Here is a 21,379-nt window from a genome sequence, read left to right on the forward strand (position 1 = left end):
ATGCAAAAAGAAGTGTCTAGGGCTATTAAGGGGACCTGGATTCTGACTATTGCCTCATTGTTCTCGGAACTTTTGAGTGCTATTTATCGGATTCCATTACAGAATATTGTTGGGGATCGTGGTTATTTTATTTATCAACAGGTTTATCCCATTTACGGTATTTTCTCCGTTTTGGCTCTGTCCGGCTTGCCAGTGGTGATTTCAAAAACTTTTGCACAGCAGGAGTCAATCGCTGCTAAACATAATTTATTGAAGAAGACTTTCAGTATTTTAATGGCTGGAAGTGTGGTCATTATGGCTTTGTTGTGGATATCTTCAAGATATTTGGCAAGTATGATGGGAGACCAAAATTTGTACTGGGAAGTACGAGTAGTGGCGTTGACGTTTTTATTAGTTCCTTTTGAAGCTAGTTTGAGAGGCTATTTTCAGAGTGATTTAATTATGGAACCGAGTGCAATTTCACAAGTTTCGGAACAATTTTTCCGCATCGTGATTATCATTGCAAGTGCTATGTTGTTTGGACATGGTGTTTTGGATGTCTATCAGATGGGAACATTGGCCAATTCTGGTGCCTTTATTGGCGGATTATTGGCCGTAGCAATTTTAGTCGTGAAGTTTTTGAAAAATAGAGCGATCGAAGTTGAAGTTCCCAACGCGGATAAAACGATTAAATTGGAACATGGTTTAGCGTTAGAGATAGTTTTAATCGTAGTTTTTACAGGTATCACAATTTTTTATCAGTTTATCGATTCCTTCTCGACCGTGCGGTTATTGTTGCATTCGGGGATGGCTTTGAATCAAGCTGAGATTCAAAAAGGAATCTTCGACCGTGGGCAACCGTTGTTACAATTGGGAATTGTTATTTCCCTGTCGTTTGTTTCAACCATCATGCCGCAGTTGAAAGAGACCAATCGAATTCAACAAAATAAGAACACGATTCAAAAAATGGTACGTGTCTGTCTCTGGTTATCAGTTGCTGAAACAGCTGGTTTGATCGCATTGATGCCAGAAATAAATACAATGCTGTTCACTGATACGAGTGGTTCGAAGACTTTGAGTATTTACATGCTGTCGATTTTAATCGTTTCCTTTATTAATTTATTAATAGCTGTTACAAGTGGCGACGACGAAAAAAACTTCCATAAGTTGATTTTGTTCGGGATGTCCCTAGTAACAAAGGTAGCGTTGAATATCATTTTGGTGCCAAAATTTGGAATTGCTGGTGGAGCCATTGCCACAGTTTTGAGTGAGTGCGTAATTTTGTTTGGAATCATGACGATTTACAAGTTTGACCGAAAGTTCTTGTCGCTCGATAGGAAATTCGTACGTAATATGATCAAGCTTGGTTTGATTATGGCAATTTTTGTCAGAATCGTCGTCAAAATTTTAGCTAGTTATCTAGTGATGACTCGAGCTAATTGTGTTTTGATCAATATTATTGCCATACCTTTGGGAGCGATTGTTTATTTAAAGCTTTCAAAACGTTGGCATATGTTGACCAAAGAAGAGTGGGAGATTTTACCCATGGGCAAATATATTACTAAGTTTATGAAAATAGAGGATTAATTATGAGATTAGATAAGTATCTAAAAGTAAGTCGTATTATCAAGAGAAGAACCGTCGCTAAGGAGTTTGCAGACAACGGCCGTGCATCAATCAATGATCATGTTGCCAAATCGTCTAGTGAAGTTTCAGTAGGTGATGTATTAGAATTACACTTTGGGGAGAGAACTATGAAAGTTCGTGTTCTCAACATCAAAGAAACAACTAAGAAAACTGATTCTACAGATATGTATGAAGAAGTTTAATCTTAGTTATGGCCGCCTCCGGGCGTCAGTAATATAGTCCGCTATGGGGACCGGTGCGAGCCAAGGTCTCGCGCCTCGCTTTGAATCCTTGCAAGTTCAGCAAGTATCCAAAGTCGCCCCGTGGTGTAATGGCTAAAGCCATAACGCCACCTCCATAGCAGGACTATATTACTGACGCCCGGAGGCTAGTGTATTTTTTTGATTTAGGTTAATTGGATTTATTTCAAATTATTTATTCAAAAAGTAGGTAAATATCATAATGGTTATTCATCAACTAAAGTAATAGTGAAACATCAAATTTCTTATATCGAATATTTATGTGTTAAAAAATACATTAGCTGAAGGTAGCGAGGGGAAAATCTATCAGCAGTGCAGGTGGCGTTAGGTCGTAAGACCTTACCCCACCGACGTATTTTGAGATTTGCGGTCTATGCGAAGCTCAAAATCGAGACTTGAGACCTCGGCTCAAGTCGGTCGCACAGCAGATAGATTTTCCCCTCGCAACCGGAAGCGGCAGTTTTCAATGAGCTAAACAAAATAATTCAACCTAAAAATTAGAAATGGATTAAAATTAGCAATTTAATCATTCAAATAATGGCTTAAACTTGTTATACTCAAAGTAATCATTTCTAGGGGAGTAGTGGCATGGAAATACGTAAACTAAATTCTAACGTTTCTGTATTACAACCAAAAAAAGCACCAACTCCTAATCCCGGTCATCATAACTATGTTAAAAAAGTGCATCGTAGACGGATGGCTATGATTGGAATTGTTTTTGCAATAATTTTGGTTGTATTTGGCGTTCAAATTTTTAATGCTCACCGAACTTATGCCAATACAATGGAACAGATAGAAATTAGCAAACAGAAGCTGGATAAGCAAAAGTCGACGCAACGTGATTTGAAACTTGAGGTTAGTCAACTTCGTGACACGAATTATATTGAGAAGTATATTCGTGAAAAGTACATGTATAGCAAACCGGGTGAACAAATCTACAATTTGCCTGATGATGTGAAGACCACTACGATTCAAAAATAGGGAAAGGAATTATTTTTAATTAGATGACAGTTGAAGTAGGAGCTAAAACAGAAGGTAAAGTAACAGGAATTACAAATTTTGGGGCTTTTGTAGACCTTGGAGAAGGACAAAGCGGAATGGTGCACATCAGTGAAATTGCTGACGGTTATGTCAAAGATATTCATGATGTGTTAAACATTGGCGATACTGTTAAGGTTTTAGTTCTTAGTGAGAAGGATCATAAAATTGCACTTTCAATTAAACAAGCTTCAGATAAGCCAAAACCAAAATATCATGCACATCGTTCACACGAGCGTAATGATAGAAAGCCACAACAACATAAGCCAGAAAGCTTCGATGATATGATGTCTGGATTCATGAAAGAGAGTGAAGAAAGACTCAGTGTTATCAAGAAGAATACTGAAGGCAAGCGTGGTGGCCGTGGCGGACGCCGTAGTTAATAAATGTATATCAGGGGTTGGGACTATGTCTCAGCCTTTTTTAATTTTATGGAGGAGCAGATGGAACTAGATAACAGAATCACCGATACAGCAAAAAAAGTTTTAAAACGTTATCAGGCTAAAAAAGTTCTGATTGCAGTCTCTGGTGGCGTTGACTCGATGGTTTTACTGAATGTCATCGCCCAAATTTTACCGAAAGATAAATTTGCAGTTGTGAATGTCGATCATGATTTACGACCGGAAAGCAGCGCTGAAGTGGAGTTTGTTCAAAAAAACTGTGTTAAGAATGGCTATCAATTTTTTACTACCAAGTGGGAAGATAAGCCAAGTGACGATATAGGTATGGAGGCTGCGGCTAGAAAGTTTCGTTATAGCTTTTTCAAGCAAATTATGGTTTCAGGACAGTTTGATACTTTGCTGACAGCGCATCATGGCAATGACTTGGCTGAGAATATTTTGATGAAATTGATTCGTTCCGGTAACGCTTATGAAGTAGTCAGCTTGAAAGAGCAGCGTCCCTTTGGTGAAAATGGCCAAATAGTTCGACCATTATTGGATTTCTCAAAACGAGAATTGGCTGAATATGCGGATATCCATGATATAAAACATGTTCAGGACGAAACAAATTTTGATAATATAACTTTACGCAATCGACTTCGAAACAATATTTTCCCTCAATTACAAAAGGAAAACGGACAGTTGTTGGCGCATTTTCGATTTTTTGACCAGCAGGTGACGGCATTGGTCAGTTTGGCTAAAAAACAGTTCAGTCAAATTGAAGCTGATATGTCGTTGGAAGAATCGCCACAACAAATTATCGGTTGGATAAAACCGATATTAAATTTAGATACTGAACAACAAACGTTGTTCTGGGGCAATTTCTTTACAAAACGAAAACTGGACATTTCCATCAGTAATCGTCAGATAGACCAGATTATTGAAATTGTCTGTTCAGATGATGCTAATGCCTCAATCAATTTAGCGGATTCGTGGGAATTTATCCGAACGTATGACAGATTCGTTGTCAAAAAGTCGACACCACAGATTCTGGACGAAATGGATGTTTCTATCGGTAAAGAAGTGACTTGGGGCAATAAAAAATTGACCATTACAACTGACGATAGCGATTACACATTAACTACAGAAAATATTCCCCAAACGATTACGTTGAGAACGCGCCGTGACGGTGATAAACTGCTTTTATCAAATGGTCGCCATCAAAAATTAAGTAAACGATTTATAAATGAAAAAGTCCCAGCCTATGAGCGTGACAACTATTTGGTTTTATTATTTGATAATCGGATAGTTTGGGTTGAAAAAATTTATAATTTGGGTGATTATTTAAAAAAAGGTAAAAATCATTACAAAATTAACTTTGTTGAGGTAAAAGAATGAATTCAGATATTGAGAAGGTTTTAGTTTCCACAGAGGAGATTGAAGCCGCAAACCAACGTCTTGGAAAGCAATTAGCTGAAGAATACCGTGGTAAGAATCCATTGTTCGTTTGTATTTTACGTGGTGCAGCTATGTTTATGATGGATTTAGTTAAGCAACTTGATATTGAAATGGAATATGATTTCATGGACGTATCTAGTTATGGTGGTGAAAATACCATGACAACTGGTGATGTTCGAATTATTAAAGATTTGGATACACCGCTTCGTGATCGTGATGTTGTAATCGTCGAAGATATTATCGACACTGGCTACACTTTGGATCGTCTAAAGGAACTCTTTGATGCTCGTCATGCTAAGTCCATTAAAATCGTCTCTTTCTTGGATAAGCCAGCCCGTCGAATCAAGCATGTCAAAGTAGATTACGTCGGTGTTCAAATTCCTGATGAATTCGTTGTTGGTTATGGAATGGATTATAACGAGCATTACCGTAATTTACCTTATGTGGGCGTTTTGAAACGAGAGATATATAGTACAAAATAATTTAGTTAGAGTTACAATTATTATTGTGTTACTGTTCACCAATGTTACAATATGTAACGTCTAAGTAATTAGGAGGAAATGTATGAAAAATAATCGAAATAGGTTAATCAATAATAGCCTGTTTTACATCTTGCTCTTTGTTGTTTTGGTTCTTGCAGCGAGTTGGTTTGCTGGTGGTCAATCCTCAGACCAATCAAAAACATTAAGCCAAGACCAATTCATCACACAATTGAAGCAAGGCAAAGTGAAGAATTTCAAACTAGAACCTATTGGAGGAGCTTATCAAGTAACTGGTGAATACAAGAAAGCTCAAAAAGCTGAAACAACACGTTCCGTTTCATTGTTCAGCCGTAACCAAGCTACGACTTCTAGTGAAGTAACTTCATTCAGTTCAACTGTTTTGCCTAACAATGATACGTTAAAGATGATTAATAGTGCCGCTATGGCTAAAGGGGTTAAGACTACTGCAGCTCCTAAGTCACAATCCGGACAATGGATCTCATTGATCTTAACGGTTATTGTTCCATTTGCATTATTCTTCTTTATAATCTTTGCGATGATGGGCCGAGGAGGCCAAGGTGGTGGCGGTGCAAACCGTGTCATGAACTTTGGTAAATCCAAGGTTAAACCAGAAGATCCAAAGAAAAACAAAGTTAGATTTTCTGATGTTGCCGGTGCTGAAGAAGAAAAACAAGAACTTGTTGAAGTTGTTGAATTTCTAAAAGATCCAAGAAAATTTGTCTCTCTAGGTGCCCGAATACCGGCTGGTGTTCTTTTAGAGGGTCCTCCCGGGACTGGTAAAACTTTACTAGCTAAGGCTGTTGCTGGTGAAGCTAAAGTTCCTTTCTATTCAATCTCTGGTTCAGATTTCGTTGAAATGTTCGTTGGTGTTGGTGCATCACGTGTTCGTGACTTGTTCGAAAATGCCAAGAAAGACGCTCCATCAATCATCTTTATCGATGAAATTGATGCTGTTGGTCGTCAACGTGGTTCTGGTACCGGTGGTGGTAATGATGAACGTGAACAAACTCTTAACCAATTATTGATTGAGATGGATGGATTTACAGGTAATGAAGGTGTCATCGTTATGGCTGCTACTAACCGTTCTGATGTCCTTGATCCTGCCTTGCTACGTCCAGGTCGTTTCGACAGAAAGATTCTTGTTGGTCGTCCTGATGTTAAAGGCCGTGAAGCTATTCTTAAAGTTCACGCTAAGAACAAACCATTTACAGATGATGTTGATTTGAAAGCAATTGCTCAACAAACTCCAGGTTTTGCTGGTGCTGATCTAGAAAACTTACTAAACGAAGCCGCACTTGTTGCTGCAAGACGTGGTAAGCAAAAGATTGACCCAACTGACCTTGATGAAGCTGAAGATCGTGTTATTGCGGGTCCAGCTAAGAAGAATCGTGTTATTCCTGAACAAGAGCGTCATACAGTTGCCTACCACGAAGCAGGACATGCTTTGATTGGTTTAGTATTGAGTGATTCTCGAGTTGTTAGAAAGGTTACTATCGTGCCTCGTGGACGTGCCGGCGGTTACGCTATCATGCTTCCTAAGGATGATCAAAACCTTGCTACTAAGAAGGAATTGAACGAACAAATTACTGGATTGCTTGGTGGTCGTACAGCTGAAGAAATTATCGTCGGTCAACCATCATCAGGTGCTTCAAATGACTTTGAACAAGCAACTCAAATTGCTCGTACAATGGTTACAGAATATGGTATGACAGACCGTTTAGGTACTGTTCAACTTGAAAAGAATGGTCAACCATTTAGTGGTGGTAACTATCGTGCTGAACCAGCATATTCACAAGATACTGCCATGGCTATTGATCAAGAAGTTAAACGCATTATCGATGAAGATCACGAACGTGCTCGAGAAATTCTTCAATCACATCGTGAACAACACAAGATTATTGCCGAGGCTTTGTTGAAGTATGAAACACTTGATGAAAAGGAAATCTTGAGTTTGTATAACACAGGAGCAATGCCTGCAAACGATGCAAATCAACAATTCCCAAGTGAAAGTGCTGCAACATTTGAACAAGCTAAGAAGGCTGCTGAAGCCAAAGATGCTGCTAAACAAAAATCAGAAGAATTAACTAAGGATGATTCACCAAAATCAGATGATTCTGATGTTGATGAAACAACATATCCTTCAGAAAACAAAGATAAGCCAGCTGACGATACAAAGTCTGATACTGATACATCTAAGAATGATAATTCTGAAGATTCAAATAGCGACAAGAATGATGATAATAACAATCAAGAATAATAATTAATCAGAAAAAGCGACTCGTGAGAGTCGCTTTTTTGAACGGAGGAATCAAATATGACTGATACTTTAACTAAAGCCGTTTCAACCGATGGTAAGTTTCGTGCTTACGTCGTCAACGCTACAGAAATGATTCAAGAAACACAAAAACGCCACGATACATGGAGAAACTCTAGTGCCGCTTTAGGTAGAACAATGGTTGGCTCACTATTAGTTGCCACTTCAACTTTGAAGGAAGATGAAGTTTTGACAACAAGAGTACAAGGCGATGGACCAGTTGGCACAATTGTTGTTGATGCTAATGCTAAAGGTGACGTCAAAGGATATATTTCTAATCCACACGTTGCTTTGAAGGCTAGAGAAGACGGCCATATCGACGTTAAAGCAGCTGTCGGTACAAAAGGAACATTAAGTATCACCAAAGATTTACATTTAAAGGCACCATTTACTGGTTCAGTACCATTAGTTTCCGGTGAAATCGGCATGGATTTTGCCTACTATATGGCTAAATCAGAACAAATCCCTTCAGCAATCGGTGTGTCAGTTTTCGTAAACCCTAACGAAACAATCGGAGCAGCTGGCGGATTCTTGATTCAGACATTGCCAGGAGCAACAGATGCAGATATTGATAAAATTGAAGCCAATTTAAAGATTGTGCCAAATATGTCAACATTGCTTAAAGAAGGCTTGAGTAACAAAGATGTCATGGAAAAAATCATGAACGGCATCGAAATGAAGTATCTTCAAGACATGCCAGTCAAGTTTCAATGCGACTGTTCAAAAGAAAGATTTTCAAAGGCTCTAGCAACATTATCACGAGCAGAGTTACAGGCAACGATCAAAGAAAATCATGGTGCCGAAACAGTCTGCAAGTTCTGTGGCAACAAGTATCAATTCTCAGAAGCAGAATTAAAGGATATCGTTGCTAATAAGGATTAATAAAGGGGTTGCCGCCGAAGGTGGTCAGTAATGTTAGTCTGCTATGAGGACCGGCTCGAGCCGAAGAGCGGTCTCGACCCTCGCTTTTGAGCCGAAAATCACGTCTCAAAAGACGTCCTGTGGTGTAATGGCTAAAGCCATAACGCCACCTTCACAGCAGACTACATTACTGACCACCTTCGGCTAGGTTATTGGTCCGCATGATGTTTTGTAGAAATATCTAGACTGGTTATTAAGAATTGATATTGCTTTATAAAATTTTATTCAAATTAATCTATTTTGAATGTGTTAGATAATTGGTTGGTTTACGTGGATTTATTTAGTCTATATTTGAATACTGTTAATTGAAATTATAGTAATTGGAAACAACAGAAAATTAGTTATCACAGAAACACTAGCCGGAGGGAGCAAGGAAAATCCATCAGCAGTGCAGGTGGCGTTAGGTCGTAAGACCTTACCCCACCGACGTATTTTGAAATTCGCGTACTTTGCGAAGTTCAAAATCGAGGCGCGAGACCTTGGCTCGCACCGGTCGCACAGCAGATGGAATTTTTCTTGCTCCAGGAGGCGGCATTTTTAAATGACTTACCATTGCCTTTTAGATAGAAAATTTGTTATTATTACGAGTTGTAATCGAATAATAAGAGGTAAAAAGTATGGAATGGAAAATAGGCAACGTCACAATCCCCAATCAGGTTGTCGTTGCGCCTATGGCAGGTATTACTAATTCGTCCTTTCGAGTTACAGCTAGAGAATTCGGCGCGGGCTTAGTTGTCTGTGAAATGATCAGTGATCAAGGTATCAAATATGGTAACTTGAAAACTTTGGGCATGATGTTCGTGGATCCAAAAGAACATCCAGTCAGCATTCAGATTTTTGGCGGTACAACGGAATCACTCGTTAACGCAGCTAAATATGTATCTGAAAATACTGGTGCCGATATTATTGATATTAATATGGGCTGTCCAGTCAAAAAGGTTACTAAGATTGGTGCTGGTTCAAGCTGGCTCCGTGATCCTGATAAGCTTTATGGCATGGTCAAAGAAGTCAGTTCGGCTGTTGATAAGCCAGTTACCGTGAAAATGCGGACTGGGTGGGACGCTGACCATATTCTGGCAGTTGAGAATGCATTGGCAGCGCAAGAGGCTGGAGCTTCTGCTGTGGCTATGCATGGACGAACGAAGGCACAGATGTATACCGGACATTCCGACTGGGAACTCTTACATGAAGTGGCTCAACATTTAACCATTCCTTTCATTGGAAATGGCGATGTGAAGACGCCTCAAGATGCTAAAACAATGATTGAAGACGTTGGAGCTGATGCTGTAATGGTTGGTCGGGCAGTGCTCGGCAATCTCTGGCGTTTAAATGAAATGAATCATTATTTGGAAACTGGCGAGATACTTCCTGAACCAAGTGTTGGAGAAAAAATTAATATAGCTAAACTTCAACTCCAACGTCTGGTAGACTTAAAAGGTGAGCATGTTGGTGTTCCAGAATTTCGTCAACAGGCAGCATATTATCTAAAGGGGATTCCCCATGCAGTCAGAACTCGTGCTAAAGTAATGAATGAAGATTCAATGCAAGAAGTTTTTGACACGTTAGATCAATTTGTTGAAAGTTACGAACAACGAGAAGCGAGATCATCAAAAATTTCGTAGACAGGGGGAAAAATTTTGAGTAACGAAAATAAGAAGAAGCAACCAACTAAAGAAGAGATAAAGAAGACAAGAGTCATGAATGACCAACTACGGGTTAGACGTGATAAACTTCAAGAATTATATGATGAAGGCGTTGATCCATTCGGTTCAAGATTCGAAAGAACTGCTTTGGCTCAAGACATTCATGACAAGTACGGTGACGAGGACAAAGAAACTCTTGAAGAACAAGATTTGCCTGTTGTTATTGCTGGTCGTATGATGACAAAACGTGGTAAAGGTAAAGTTGGTTTTGCTGATCTACGTGATAGAAGTGGCAAGATTCAAATTTATGTTCGTAAAGATGTTGTCGGTGAAGAAAACTATCACATCTTTAAGCGTTCAGATATTGGTGATCACCTAGGTATCCATGGTGAAATCATGAAAACTGACATGGGTGAATTAACTGTTAAAGCAACCCACGTTACAATGCTTTCTAAATCACTACGTCCATTGCCTGATAAATTCCATGGTTTAACAAACGTTGAACAAATTTATCGTCAAAGATATTTGGACTTAATTGCTAACCAAGATAGTTTTGACCGTTTCAAGAAGCGTACTAAGATTATTTCAGCTGTTCGTGAATATTTGGATGGTGAAGGCTTCATGTCAGTTGAAACTCCTGTCCTAAATACTCAAGCCGGTGGTGCTAGTGCCCGTCCATTTATCACACACCACAATGCGATGGATATGACAATGTATCTTCGTATCGCTTTGGAGCTACCTTTGAAGAGATTAATTGTTGGTGGTTTTGAACGTGTCTATGAAATTGGTCGTGCTTTCCGTAACGAAGGTATGGATCCACAACATAATCCTGAATATACTTCATTGGAAACATATGCCGCTTATTGGGATATGACAGATGTTATGAAGGAAGTCGAAGGAATGTTCAGACATGCTGCTGAGAAAGCTAATGGCTCACAAGTTGTTAGCTATCAAGGTGAAGAAATTGATTTGAGCAAGCCTTTCAAACGTATTAAGATGGTTGATGCTATCAAGGAACAAACAGGTATCGACTTTAGTCAAGATATGGACCTTGAACAAGCTCGTAAGTTAGCTGACGAAAAGGGAGTTCACTATGAAGACTTCTGGGGTGTTGGTCACATTATCGCTGAATTCTTCGAAGAATTTGTTGAAGATACTTTGAAGCAACCAACATTCGTTTATGAATATCCACTTGAAGTTTCACCATTAGCTAAGAAGAGCAAGGATAACCCTAACTTTACAGATCGATTTGAAGTTTATATCTTAGGTCACGAATACGGTAATGCCTTTACTGAATTAAATGACCCAATTGATCAAAGAGAACGTTTTGAAGCACAAGCTGCTGAACGTGAAAAGGGTAATGACGAAGCTGAACATATCGATAACGATTACGTAGAAGCCATGGAATATGGTATGCCACCAACTGGTGGACTAGGAATCGGTATTGATCGTTTAGTTATGCTATTAACTGATGCACCTTCAATCCGTGACGTTATTTTGTTCCCAACAATGAGACCAGAAGATAACGCTGATAACGAAGAATAAAATAATTAAGAGTTAGGGCGAAAAGTTCTAGCTCTTTTTTCTTTGGTTTTTTGCCGCCGGAGGGTGTGTGAGATGCAATTAATGCTGTGGGATTGGTTCGAGCCAAAGTGCGGTCTCGAACCTCGATTCCTACGATTAGTCAAGTGAGAATCAGGAAAATGAGAGTATTCTAAACAGTACTTCATAACTTATGACTTTAAAATTATGAAGGTAAGAGTTAGTATTTGGAATAGAGATACTAGAGTGTCTCTATGGACCTTGAGTCCGTATATGCATAAGCATATTTAGTCTTGTTTCTAATCATGGAGAACAGACATTTCAGTGTCTTGTTCATGCAAGCCACTGTGGCAACCTTGTCCCTTTTAGGGACGGGTTGCCTTTTTAGTTTGTAGTAATAGTCCACGATGTGATTAGGTGCAGCTGCTTGTTGCTTTATCATATTTCTGACAGTGAGGAATAGAATCTCTCTTGCTTTGGGATTTCCACGTTTATTTATGTGATCTTTTCTGAGATACTGACCAGATTGGTACCTAATAAGGTCAATCCCAACGTAAGCATTCAATTGATTAGAAGTATCAAATCTGGCGAAATCTCCGATTTCACCCAGTAACATGGCAGCTGTTAATTCACCAATGCCTGGCATTGAAGCAATAATTTCAAATTCGGGTAATGTTTTTCCGAGTTGAATCATTTGTTTTCTAAGTTTTCTTTTTTCAATAGTGAGGTCTTTTAATTTACGTGCATAATATTTAACTTCTTGCACTTGAACATTATCTACACGTACTGCTGGAGAGCTATTCTTAGCAAAGACTATTAACTTTTCAGCATACTCCAGTGCTTTATCACTGGAGATTTTTTTATCGGTCTTACTCATCAAAATATTCTTTAATTTTGTCCTAGAAATACCAGACACTAAATCAGGATGCGGAAAAAGACTAACCAAATTTAAAGATAGAATAGATGTCTTATTAGTAAACAGTTGTTCCATTTCTGGAAACGTCTGTTGTAACTCGTTATGTAATTCAACTTTATTGAATTTACGAGAGTCTTCGACTCTCTCGTAAAATCTACACCATTCTCTAAGATCTAGATATTTAGGATTTTGAAATGCCATCAACCGATAACTATTATCATAGGCGCTAAGAGCTATCTTATGCGCATCTTTATTATCGGTTTTAACACGACGCAAATTCTCTGTCTTGAGGTGTAATTCAAGAGGATTTAACAAAGCATAGGGTATCTTATTATCCCTGCAAAATCTTTCTATGGGGCGAGAGTATATACCCGTAGCCTCAAAATAAAAAGTTGGATTATTAGCACGTTTAACGGTTTCGCTTAGTTTGGCGAAACCTAGTTTATTATGTTCAAAATCAAATTCTTTCACGCAGTTACCATCGCTGTAATGCACACAATAACTGTGTCCTTTGGACACATCTAAAGCAATTATATCTGACATATTTTTCCTTTCTAAAGCTATCCGTATCAACATTTCGAATCTCATTTCCTAAACACGAACTCGAAGTCCCACAACCTAAAACCTGATTAAAGAAATGAAGATAACGGAGATCATTTTTTAATACGGACTCGAAGTCCCGAGGTTCATGCACGATCTTAGCTTTGTCTCCAGTGTACAAAAAAAGTTCTAAGAGAAGAAATTGATCTTCCCTCAGAACTAATCTTAGGTTGTTTTTTGAGCTTTGCAAAAACCGCAAATCTCAAAATACGTCCGTGCTGTAAGAATGGAAAATCGCCATTCTAACACCACAATCACAGCATTATTGCATCTCGCACACCCCCTGGCTATTTTTGTTGGTCTCCTCTTAAGATTTTTTTATTTGGAATTTCTTTTAGGATTTCTAATATCAAATAGCGATTATTTCAAACTAATATAAAGGTCAGTTAAAAGAGCTGGAGGTTGATAGGAGAATACACTAGCAGTGAAGGTGGTGTTAGGACGGCGGTTTTATGCCGTTCTTACAGCACGGACGACTTTGGAGACTTGCTGGTTTTGCAAGGCTTCAAAGCGAGGCGCGAGACCTTGGCTCGCGCCGGTCCTCACAGCCAGTGTATTCTCCTATCAACCGGAAGTGAAAATTAATAAAAAATGTTGTTGACAGATTTATTTCTCAAAAGGTATACTAATATAGTTGTTTCAAACGAAACACATATGGAGGATTAGCTCAGCTGGGAGAGCATCTGCCTTACAAGCAGGAGGTCACAGGTTCGATCCCTGTATCCTCCATTAAGCAAAATGCTTAGTGGAAATATCTTAAGTTTTTTGCGGGTGTGGCGGAATTGGCAGACGCGCTAGATTTAGGTTCTAGTGTCCAGTGGACATGAAGGTTCAAGTCCTTTCACCCGTATTAATAATTAGTCTTGCAAAATGATTGATTATTATGTATTATGTTAATTGTTGTTGACATAATGCCGACTTAGCTCAGTTGGCAGAGCACCTGTCTTGTAAACAGGGGGTCGGAGGTTCGAATCCTCTAGTCGGCATCGTCATAATGCGGAAGTAGTTCAGTGGTAGAACATCACCTTGCCATGGTGGGGGTCGCGGGTTCGAATCCCGTCTTCCGCTTCAGAGAATTTGATAAATAAAAAAGTGATTAATTCTAAAATTAGGATTAATTACTTTTTTTTCGTTCTCTAAAAATAAATCTAGCATATATGTCTATCTTAATTGAGTATATTAATTCCTTGAATGTGGTACGATTCTTAAAGAAGGCAATTATTTCTTTGGTCTGCCGCCTTCGGTTGTGAGATATAGAGTTATGCTGTGGGACCGGCTCGAGCCAGAGTGCGGTCTCGACCCTCGCTTTTGAACTTTGCACAGTTCGCAAATTTCAAAAGACGTCCTGTGCTGTAAGAACGGAAAATCGCCGTCCTAACACCACTATCACTGCATAACTCTATATCCCACAACCTCCGGCTAGTTTGTTTTCTTCTATATATGTATTTAATATTATATGTATTTAATATTTAAATTTTTACGTATTTTAAATATTGAATAGGAACCAATCATCAGATTGAAACAAAACCTTAGTCGGAGGGTGTCAGTAAATATAGACAGCTGTGGGAGTGGTGTTAGGACTTTAGTCCTTACTCCACTGACGTATTTTGAGATTTGCGGTTTGTGCAAAGTTCAAAATCGAGGTTCGAGACCGAACTTTGGCTCGCACCGGTCACATAGCAGGCTATATTTACTGACGCCCGGAGACGGCAGACGACATACATTTAATAATGAAATAAGATAAATTAATTGCTTTTTTTCAAAACACAATTATACTTTCTAAACAGACACTTAAAAAGTAGAGGTAACATTAATGGACAAAGTATTTACCGAAAGCGCCAAGAATGCACTTGTTTTAGCACAAGAACAAGCTAAGACATTTCATCATAATGCCGTTGGAACAGAACATATTCTGCTCGGCTTAGTAATGGAAAATGATGGTATCGCCGGTATTACTTTGAGGGATCTAGCTGTTAGTGACCGAGATGTTGAAGAGGAGATTGAACATCTGACTGGTTACGGCGATGTCTCATCTAATACCGCTAAGGGGATTTATCTACCATATTCTCCAAAGGGACAATTAATTTTAAGCGAGTCAGAAGAGACTTCTAATCTATATAAAGCCAATCGCATTGGAACAGAACATATTTTATTAGCCATTCTTGATGACACTGATAATTTAGCAAATCGTATTTTAGTTAATTTAGGACTCAGTCTAGCAAAGACTAAGTCATTATTATTAAGCAAGATGGGTGTTTCTAATAAAGCTGCCCGTCGAGGCTTTGCTGCAAATATGGCAGCAACTGCCAAGAAACAACAAGCTAAGGCCAATGGTAACGGTGGTACGCCAACACTTGATTCCTTGTCACGTGATTTGACAAAGATGGCTCAAGAAAATCAAATCGACCCAGTTATCGGACGCAAGTCTGAAGTTGAAAGAACTATTCAAATTCTCAGTCGTAGAACAAAGAATAATCCTGTCTTGGTCGGTGAACCTGGTGTTGGTAAGACTGCTATTGCTGAAGGTTTAGCTATTGCTATCGTCAAGAAGGATGTTCCTGTCGATATGCAAAATAAACGTATCATGATGCTTGATATGGGCTCATTAGTAGCTGGTACTAAGTATCGTGGTGAGTTTGAAGACCGTTTGAAGAAAGTTATTGAAGAAATTTACCAAGACAAGCATGTCATTTTATTCATCGATGAATTGCATACTTTGATTGGTGCTGGTGGTGCCGAAGGTGCTATTGACGCTTCAAACATCTTGAAACCTGCTTTAGCTCGTGGTGAGTTGCAACTAATTGGTGCAACAACTTCTAATGAATATCAAAAATATATTGAAAAAGATACAGCTCTAGAACGTCGTTTTGCCAAGGTTCATGTTGAAGAACCTAGTGCCGACGATTCAATCAAGATTTTGGAAGGACTTCGTCCAAGATATGAACAACATCATGGCTTGACGATTTCTGACGAGGCGGTTGAAGCAGCTGTTCGTTTTTCAACACGTTACTTAACAAATCGTTTCCTACCTGATAAGGCAATCGATTTGATGGATGAAGCCTCAGCTAAGGTTAGAATCCACAACGTATCAAAGAATAACAAGCTGGAAGAATTGACTGATCAATCAATGAAATTGTTGAACGATAAAAACAATGCCATTCTTGATCAAGATTTCGAAAAGGCTGCTAAGATCCGTGAACAAGAACAAGATGTTCAAGAACAACTCAGCAAGTTAAAGGATAAGAAAGCTGCTGATAACAAGAAACCAGTTGTTACTGCCGATGACATTGCTGAAGTTATCGCACAATGGACTGGCGTTCCTGTTAAGCAAATTACTCGTAAAGAGAGTGAGAAACTACTTAACCTTGAAAAAGAACTCCACAAGCGTGTTATTGGACAAGAAGATGCTATCAATGCAATTTCACGTGCTATCCGTCGTGCCAGAAGTGGTATGAAGGATCCAGCTCGTCCAATTGGTTCATTTATGTTCTTAGGACCTACTGGTGTAGGTAAGACTGAGCTAGCTAAGTCAATAGCTGAAGTAATGTTTGGTTCAGAAGACAATTTGATTCGTGTCGATATGTCTGAATACATGGAACAATACAGTACTTCCAAATTGATTGGTTCAGCTCCTGGTTATGTAGGATTTGACGAAGGTGGTCAACTAACTGAAAAGGTTAGAAATGAACCATACTCAGTTGTCCTACTTGATGAAGTTGAAAAAGCTCATCCAGATGTCTTCAACATTTTGTTGCAGGTTCTCGATGATGGTATTTTGACTGATGCTAAGGGTCGTAAAGTTGATTTTAGAAATACAATCATCATTATGACTTCTAACTTGGGTGCTAGATCACTTGAAGAGAACAAAGAAGTTGGTTTCGGTGCTCGTGACGTTCACGATGACTACAAGGAAATGCAAGAACGAATCAATGTTGAATTGAAGAAGTTCTTCCGTCCAGAGTTCTTGAACCGTGTCGACGAAACTATCGTCTTCAAGTCACTTAACAAGGAACAATTGAAGGCTGTTGCTAAGATTATGAGTAACAACTTGAGAAAACGCCTTGCTGAAAGAGAAATCAAGTTAGTTATTTCTCCATCTGCATACAGCGACTTAGTTCGTGACGGGTACAATCCTGAATATGGAGCTCGTCCAATGAGAAGAACGATTCAACGTGAGATTGAGGACCCAGTCAGTGAACAACTCTTAATGGGTAATGTTAAAGCTGGTGACGAAATCAAAGTTGGTTCTAAGAAAGGTAAGTTGACAGTAACTGTTGGCAAGCCTGAAGAAAAGAAAGCACTAACTCATCAAAAGTAAGACCTTGACTATTGACAAGATAAGTGGTTAAGAGTATTATCTTTTTTGAGATTCAAAGTTCAAATCGCATATCACGATCTATTGTCCGTGGTTATGCTAAATAAAAAACACAAAAATAGATATTAGATTCTATTTTTGGTTTTTTTTTGCCTAAAAATAGGTTGAAAAACCGTTTTCATGCAAAATGTAATCAAACTGTAATATTTATTTTTGATTGCGATTTGGACAAATTAAATGTTGAGGTGAAAAATTTGACTTATCATAACGTTAATTATGGTGCACACCGTGTTCGTCGTAGTTATGCAAAGATCAAGGAAGTTCTTCCACTGCCAAATTTAATTGACATTCAAACAAATTCTTATAAGTGGTTCTTAGATGAAGGACTTAAAGATATGTTTGACGACATAATGCCAATTGACGATTTTGCTGGAAATCTTTCTTTGGAATACGTTGATTACAAGTTACTAGAACCAAAATATACTGTTGAAGAAGCTAGAGCACATGATGCTAACTTCTCAGCACCATTACATGTAACTTTGAAGTTGACTAATCATGAAACTGGTGAAATCAAGACACAAGATGTTTTCTTCGGTGATTTCCCTATCATGACTGATGAAGGAACTTTCATCATCAACGGTGCTGAACGTGTTATTGTTTCTCAATTAGTACGTTCACCTGGTATTTATTACAATCAAGATACTGATAAAAATGGTCGTGTAAACTTTGGTACAACTGTTATCCCTAACCGTGGTGCTTGGTTGGAATATGAAACAGATGCTAAAGGTCTAGGTTATGTAAGAATCGATAGAACTAGAAAATTACCTATTTCTGAACTAGTTAGAGCCCTAGGTTTTGGTGAAGATTCAGAAATTCTTGATATTTTCGGTGATAACGATACTTTGAACCTTACTATGGAAAAAGATGTTCATAAGGATACTAGCGACTCACGTGTCGAAGAAGCCTTAAAAGACGTCTATGAAAGACTTCGTCCCGGCGAACCAAAGACTGCAGATAGTTCTCGTTCATTGCTATATGCTAGATTCTTTGACCCACGTCGTTATGATTTAGCTCCAGTTGGTCGTTACAAGATCAATAAGAAGTTAAACCTTAAGACAAGACTTTTGAACAAGACTTTGGCTGAAACACTTGCTGATCCAGATACTGGTGAAGTTGTATTGGCTAAAGACACATTGCTTGATCGTGAAGCTATGCAAACTTTGAGTACATATCTTGACCGTGAAGATTTCAAGACTGTTACATTGAATCCTTCTGATGAAGGTGTTCTAACAGACCCTATCACTGTTCAAATTATCAAAGTTTACTCAGAAGCTGATAACGAAAAGGTTGTTAACGTAATTGGTAATGGTCACATTCCAGCTACTAACCGTACAATCACACCTGCTGATATCTTGGCTGGTATCAACTACTTCTTGAACCTTAAAGAAGGAATTGGTTCAACTGATGATATTGATCACTTGGGTAACCGTCGTATTCGTTCAGTCGGTGAATTGCTACAAAACCAATTCCGTATTGGTCTATCACGTATGGAACGTGTTGTTCGTGAAAGAATGTCAATTCAAGACTCAGCTACTGTTACACCTCAACAATTGATCAATATTAGACCTGTTGTTGCTTCAATTAAGGAATTCTTTGGTTCATCACAATTGTCACAATTCATGGATCAAACTAATCCACTTGGAGAACTAGAACACAAGCGTCGTCTATCAGCCCTTGGACCTGGTGGTTTGACTCGTGATCGTGCCGGATATGAAGTTCGTGATGTTCACTATACCCACTATGGTCGTATGTGTCCTATTGAAACTCCCGAAGGTCCTAATATCGGACTTATCAATAACTTGGCCTCATACGCTATCATCAACAAGTATGGTTTCATCGAAACACCATATCGTCGTGTTTCATGGGATACACATAAAGTAACTGACAAAATCGATTACTTGACTGCTGATGAAGAAGATAACTATGTTGTTGCTCAAGCCAATACACCATTGAACGATGATGGTTCATTTACTGACAACAGTATTTTGGCTCGTCACCAAGATGACAATATTGAAACAACTCCAGAAAAAGTCGATTACATGGATGTTTCTCCTAAGCAAGTAGTTTCTGTAGCTACTGCATGTATTCCTTTCTTGGAAAATGATGATTCAAACCGTGCCTTGATGGGTGCTAACATGCAACGTCAAGCTGTTCCTTTGATTAATCCACATGCACCACTTGTTGGTACTGGTATGGAATACATTGCTGCCCACGATTCTGGTGCCGCATTGTTAGCTGAACATGCTGGTGTCGTTGACTATGTTGATGCTAAAAAGGTTACTATCAAACGTGACGAAGATGGCACAACTGATGAATATAAAGTAACCAAGTTCCGTCGTTCAAATAATGGTAAGAGTTACAACCAAAGACCTATCGTCCACAAGGATGAGGTTATTAAGAAGGGTGATATCATCGCCGATGGTCCAGCAATGGAAAACGGTGAATTAGCTCTTGGTCAAAACCCATTGATTGCCTTTATGACATGGAACATGTACAACTACGAAGATGCGATTGTACTTTCAGAAAAATTAGTGCGTGAAGATGCTTATACTTCAATTCATATTGAAGAGTACGAATCAGAAGCACGTGATACAAAACTTGGACCTGAAGAAATCACACGTGAAATTCCTAACGTTGGTGAAGATTCATTGAAGGATCTTGACGAATTCGGAATTATCCGTATTGGTGCTGAAGTTCGTGATGGCGATATCTTAGTTGGTAAGGTTACACCTAAGGGTGTTACAGAATTATCAGCCGAAGAAAGATTGCTACATGCTATCTTTGGTGAAAAAGCTCGTGAAGTCCGTGATACTTCACTTCGTGTACCACATGGTGGTGGCGGTATTATCCAAGACGTTAAGGTATTTACTCGTGAAGCCGGCGACGAACTTGATCCTGGTGTTAACATGTTAGTTCGTGTTTACATTGCTCAAAAGCGTAAGATTCAAGTTGGTGACAAGATGTCAGGTCGTCATGGTAACAAAGGTACTGTTTCAATCGTTGTACCTGAAGAAGATATGCCTTACATGCCAGATGGTACTCCAGTAGATATCCTATTGAACCCAATGGGTGTTCCATCACGTATGAATATCGGACAAGTTCTTGATCTTCACTTAGGTATGGCTGCTAGAAAACTTGGTATCCATGTTGCAACACCTGTTTTCGATGGTGTTAGTGATGACGAATTATGGGACATTGTTAAAGAAGCTGATATGGATTCTGATGGTAAGTCAATCCTTTATGATGGACGTACTGGTGAACCATTCAAGAACCGTGTTGCTGTTGGTGTCATGTACTACTTGAAACTAGCTCACATGGTTGATGATAAGATTCATGCTCGTTCAATTGGACCTTACTCACTAGTTACTCAACAACCACTTGGTGGTAAAGCACAATTTGGTGGACAGAGATTTGGTGAAATGGAAGTTTGGGCCCTTGAAGCTTATGGTGCCGCTTATACACTTCAAGAAATCTTGACATACAAGTCTGATGATGTTGTCGGACGTGTTAAGACTTATGAAGCTATCGTTAAGGGTGAAAGTATTCCTAAGCCTGGTGTTCCTGAATCATTCCGTGTTCTTGTCAAAGAACTACAAGCTCTAGGACTAGACATGAAAGTTCTAGACTCACACAAGAAAGAAATCGAACTTAGAGATATGGATGACGATGAAGATGCTGTAAGTATCGACGCTCTATCTAAGTTTGCTAAACAACAAGAACAAAAACGTGCTGAAGAGGAAGCTAAGAAGCTTGAAGCCTCAAAAGATTCAGCTGAATCAACTAGTACAAAATCAGAAAACTAGTCAAAACTTTAGGGAGGTTAC

At 38.8% G+C, this 21,379-nt stretch carries 13 protein-coding genes and 4 tRNA genes; 16 read left to right on the forward strand and 1 reads right to left on the reverse strand.

Annotated features, from left to right (window positions below; translation table 11 throughout):
* The 10 genes from JP39_RS01745 to lysS all read left to right on the forward strand — a co-directional run bounded on the left by JP39_RS01745 (position 1) and on the right by lysS (position 11,667).
* A complete protein-coding gene (locus JP39_RS01745) occupies positions 1 to 1,566 on the forward strand; it encodes a putative polysaccharide biosynthesis protein (protein ID WP_082330619.1) in 1,566 nt (521 codons plus the stop codon).
* 2 nt (positions 1,567 to 1,568) lie between these two features.
* Complete coding sequence (locus tag JP39_RS01750) at positions 1,569 to 1,808, forward strand: RNA-binding S4 domain-containing protein (RefSeq protein ID WP_041501310.1); 240 nt, start codon at positions 1,569 to 1,571, stop codon at positions 1,806 to 1,808.
* A gap of 645 nt (positions 1,809 to 2,453) precedes the next feature.
* Entirely contained in the window at positions 2,454 to 2,846 is a 393-nt protein-coding gene (locus tag JP39_RS01755; protein WP_041501311.1) for an FtsB family cell division protein, read from the forward strand.
* 23 nt (positions 2,847 to 2,869) lie between these two features.
* Positions 2,870 to 3,286: a S1 domain-containing RNA-binding protein gene (locus tag JP39_RS01760; protein WP_041501312.1), complete on the forward strand. Its 417-nt coding sequence runs from the start codon at positions 2,870 to 2,872 to the stop codon at positions 3,284 to 3,286.
* A 60-nt stretch (positions 3,287 to 3,346) separates the two neighbouring features.
* Positions 3,347 to 4,681, forward strand: a complete 1,335-nt coding sequence (tilS, locus tag JP39_RS01765) for a tRNA lysidine(34) synthetase TilS (RefSeq protein ID WP_041501313.1) — start codon at positions 3,347 to 3,349, stop codon at positions 4,679 to 4,681.
* Positions 4,678 to 5,223, forward strand: coding sequence for a hypoxanthine phosphoribosyltransferase (gene hpt, locus JP39_RS01770; protein WP_041501314.1), 546 nt, complete (start codon positions 4,678 to 4,680; stop codon positions 5,221 to 5,223). Before tilS ends, hpt begins: the two co-directional genes overlap by 4 nt.
* Before the next feature lie 82 nt (positions 5,224 to 5,305).
* Positions 5,306 to 7,501, forward strand: coding sequence for an ATP-dependent zinc metalloprotease FtsH (gene ftsH / locus JP39_RS01775; RefSeq protein WP_041501315.1), 2,196 nt, complete (start codon positions 5,306 to 5,308; stop codon positions 7,499 to 7,501).
* Positions 7,502 to 7,558: 57 nt separating this feature from the next.
* Positions 7,559 to 8,440, forward strand: a complete 882-nt coding sequence (gene hslO, locus JP39_RS01780) for an Hsp33 family molecular chaperone HslO (protein ID WP_041501316.1) — start codon at positions 7,559 to 7,561, stop codon at positions 8,438 to 8,440.
* A gap of 656 nt (positions 8,441 to 9,096) precedes the next feature.
* Positions 9,097 to 10,101, forward strand: coding sequence for a tRNA dihydrouridine synthase DusB (gene dusB, locus JP39_RS01785; RefSeq protein ID WP_041501317.1), 1,005 nt, complete (start codon positions 9,097 to 9,099; stop codon positions 10,099 to 10,101).
* 75 nt (positions 10,102 to 10,176) lie between these two features.
* The gene (gene lysS / locus JP39_RS01790) at positions 10,177 to 11,667 is read left to right on the forward strand and encodes a lysine--tRNA ligase (RefSeq protein ID WP_048699040.1); all 1,491 of its coding nucleotides are present in this window, start codon (positions 10,177 to 10,179) and stop codon (positions 11,665 to 11,667) included.
* A 238-nt stretch (positions 11,668 to 11,905) separates the two neighbouring features.
* Here lysS and JP39_RS01795 read toward each other — a convergent pair whose 3' ends face one another.
* Entirely contained in the window at positions 11,906 to 13,123 is a 1,218-nt protein-coding gene (locus JP39_RS01795; RefSeq protein ID WP_041501566.1) for an IS110 family RNA-guided transposase, read from the reverse strand.
* Between the two features lie 713 nt (positions 13,124 to 13,836).
* On the opposite strand from JP39_RS01795, the gene JP39_RS01800 reads away from it, so the two are divergent.
* From JP39_RS01800 to rpoB, 6 genes are all read left to right on the forward strand, one after another.
* A tRNA-Val gene (locus JP39_RS01800) sits at positions 13,837 to 13,909 on the forward strand.
* Positions 13,910 to 13,947: 38 nt separating this feature from the next.
* Positions 13,948 to 14,030 (forward strand) — tRNA-Leu (locus JP39_RS01805).
* Between the two features lie 63 nt (positions 14,031 to 14,093).
* Positions 14,094 to 14,166 (forward strand) — tRNA-Thr (locus JP39_RS01810).
* Positions 14,167 to 14,176: 10 nt separating this feature from the next.
* A tRNA-Gly gene (locus JP39_RS01815) sits at positions 14,177 to 14,248 on the forward strand.
* A gap of 745 nt (positions 14,249 to 14,993) precedes the next feature.
* The gene (locus JP39_RS01820) at positions 14,994 to 17,498 is read left to right on the forward strand and encodes an ATP-dependent Clp protease ATP-binding subunit (protein WP_041501321.1); all 2,505 of its coding nucleotides are present in this window, start codon (positions 14,994 to 14,996) and stop codon (positions 17,496 to 17,498) included.
* A 251-nt stretch (positions 17,499 to 17,749) separates the two neighbouring features.
* A complete protein-coding gene (rpoB, locus tag JP39_RS01825) occupies positions 17,750 to 21,358 on the forward strand; it encodes a DNA-directed RNA polymerase subunit beta (RefSeq protein WP_041501322.1) in 3,609 nt (1,202 codons plus the stop codon).
* The last annotated feature ends 21 nt before the right edge of the window (positions 21,359 to 21,379 follow it).

Origin of the sequence: Companilactobacillus heilongjiangensis (genome assembly GCF_000831645.3) — a bacterium.
Lineage (GTDB): Bacteria > Bacillota > Bacilli > Lactobacillales > Lactobacillaceae > Companilactobacillus > Companilactobacillus heilongjiangensis.